Consider the following 2,562-nt stretch of genomic DNA (forward strand, 5'->3'; position numbering starts at 1 on the left):
CTGGCCGGCTACAAGGCGGTGGTGGACGCGGCGTCGGCGTACGCGCGGGCGTTCCCGATGATGATGACGGCGGCGGGCACGGTGCAGCCGGCGCGGGCGTTCATCATGGGGGTGGGCGTTGCGGGGCTTCAGGCGATCGCCACGGCCAAGCGGCTGGGGGCCATCGTGTCGGCGACCGACGTGCGCCCGGCGGTGAAGGAGCAGGTGAAGTCGCTGGGCGGCAGCTTCGTGGCGGTGGAGAACGAGGAGTTCCGCCAGGCCGAGACGGCCGGCGGCTACGCCAAGGAGATGTCGGAGGACTACAAGCGGGCGCAGGCGGCGCTGGTGGCCGAGCACATCAAGAAGCAGGACGTGGTGATCACGACGGCGCTGATCCCCGGCCGCAAGGCGCCGGTGCTGGTGACGGCCGAGCACGTCGCCTCGATGAAGCCGGGCTCGGTGATCATCGACCTGGCGGTGGAGCAGGGCGGCAACGTCGAGGGCTCCAAGCCCGGCGAGACGGTGGTGACGGCCAACGGCGTGACGATCGTCGGGCACGTGAACTACCCGTCGCGGATCGCCGAATCCGCCTCGCTGCTCTATTCCAAGAACCTGCTGGCGCTGCTCCAGGCCTTCCACGACAAGGAGGCCGGGCGCATCGCCTTCACCTGGGACGACGAGATCGTCAAGGCCATCGCGCTGACCCGCGACGGCCAGGTCGTCCACCCGGCGTTCGCGCCGCAGGCCGCCTGAGAGGGATACCCATGGACAACAGCGAACTGATGGGCCGCATCGCCCAGCTCAAGGCCGACCTCGCGGCGCTCGCGCAGAAGGCCGACCTGCTGGCGGCCGAGGCGGTGCAGCGGGCCGGCGACGCCGCCCCGGCCGGGACCGCGGGGCACGGCGACTTCTTCATCACCGGGCTGACGGTGTTCGTGCTGGCCTGCTTCGTCGGCTACTACGTGGTGTGGCGGGTCACCCCGGCGCTGCACTCGCCGCTGATGGCGGTCACCAACGCCGTCTCCTCGGTGATCATCGTCGGCGCGCTGATCGCCGCCGGCCCCGCCGAGTTCGGCTTCTCCCAGGTGCTGGGCTTCCTCGCCGTCATCCTGGCGTCGGTGAACATCTTCGGCGGTTTCCTGGTCACCGAGCGCATGCTCTCCATGTTCAAGAAGAAGGGCAAGTGAGATGACGACCCTGTCTGCCCTCCTCTACCTGGCGGCGTCGATCTGCTTCATCATGGCGCTGCGCGGCCTGTCCTCGCCGGAGACGTCGCGCCAGGGCAACCTCTACGGCATGGTCGGCATGACCATCGCCGTGCTGACCACGCTGGCCTCGCCGCTGGTGCAGTCCTACTGGCTGATCGTGCTGGGCATCGCCATCGGCGGCGGCATCGGCTACCTGATCGCCAAGAAGATCGTGATGACGGCACTGCCCCAGCTGGTCGCCGCCTTCCACTCCCTGGTCGGCCTGGCCGCGGTGTTCGTGGCGCTGGCCGCCTACTACTCGCCCGAGGCCTACGGCATCGGCGTGCCCGGCGCCATCGCCATGGGCTCGCTGATCGAGATGAGCCTGGGCACCGCCATCGGCGCCATCACCTTCACCGGCTCGCTGGTCGCCTTCGCCAAGCTGCAGGGCCTGGTCAGCGGCAAGCCGCTGGTGTTCCCCATGCAGCACAAGCTCAACGCCGCGCTCGGCGTGCTGACGGTGCTGCTGATCGCCTGGCTGGTCGCCTCCAACGCCGACGCCGCGCTGTGGCTGATCGTCCTGGTGTCGCTGGCGCTGGGCTTCCTGCTGATCCTGCCGATCGGCGGCGCCGACATGCCCGTGGTCATCTCCATGCTCAACAGCTACTCCGGCTGGGCGGCCTGCGGCATCGGCTTCACCCTCCAGAACAACCTGCTGATCATCACCGGCGCCCTGGTCGGCTCGTCGGGCGCGATCCTGTCCTACATCATGTGCAAGGGCATGAACCGCTCCATCTTCAACGTCATCCTCGGCGGCTTCGGCGGCGAGTCCGCGGCCGCCGCGGCCGGCGGCGGCGGCGAGCGCGGCACCGTCAAGGCGGGCTCGCCCGAGGACGCCGGCTTCATCATGAAGAACGCCCAGAGCGTCATCATCGTCCCCGGCTACGGCATGGCCGTCGCCCAGGCCCAGCACGCCCTGCGCGAGATGGCCGACCTGCTGAAGAAGGAGGGCGTCGAGGTCAAATACGCCATCCACCCCGTCGCCGGACGCATGCCCGGCCACATGAACGTCCTGCTGGCCGAGGCCAACGTCCCCTACGACGAGGTCTTCGAGCTGGAGGACATCAACCGCGACTTCGGAACCGCCGACGTCGCCTTCGTCATCGGCGCCAACGACGTCACCAACCCCGCCGCCAAGACCGACCCCCAGTCACCCATCTTCGGCATGCCCATCCTCGACGTCGAAAAGGCCAAGACCGTCTTCTTCATCAAGCGCTCCATGGGCGCCGGATACGCCGGCGTCGAAAACGAGCTGTTCTTCCGCCCCAACACCATGATGCTCTTCGGCGACGCCAAAAAGGTCACCGAGGAGGTCGTCAAGTCGATGGACGCGTAA

General features: G+C 68.5%; 3 protein-coding genes. All 3 read left to right on the forward strand.

What is annotated here, in order from left to right; translation table 11 throughout:
* The coding region (locus tag AC6H2I_RS30350; RefSeq protein ID WP_497504525.1) for a Rossmann-fold NAD(P)-binding domain-containing protein at nucleotides 1-732 on the forward strand (732 nt) is incomplete at its 5' end.
* Nucleotides 733-743: 11 nt separating this feature from the next.
* On the forward strand, nucleotides 744-1,166 hold the full coding sequence (locus tag AC6H2I_RS30355; RefSeq protein WP_497504526.1) for an NAD(P) transhydrogenase subunit alpha part 2: 423 nt from the start codon (nucleotides 744-746) through the stop codon (nucleotides 1,164-1,166).
* Nucleotide 1,167: 1 nt separating this feature from the next.
* Complete coding sequence (locus tag AC6H2I_RS30360) at nucleotides 1,168-2,562, forward strand: NAD(P)(+) transhydrogenase (Re/Si-specific) subunit beta (RefSeq protein WP_497504527.1); 1,395 nt, start codon at nucleotides 1,168-1,170, stop codon at nucleotides 2,560-2,562.

The organism is Azospirillum sp. NS33 (assembly GCF_059703765.1).

What these genes read in the sequence shown, in the direction of transcription:
- AC6H2I_RS30360 (WP_497504527.1), top strand. Translation starts at nt 1,168, where the DNA reads ATGACGACCCTGTCTGCCCTCCTCTACCTGGCGGCGTCGATCTGCTTC.
- AC6H2I_RS30355 (WP_497504526.1), top strand. Translation starts at nt 744, where the DNA reads ATGGACAACAGCGAACTGATGGGCCGCATCGCCCAGCTCAAGGCCGAC.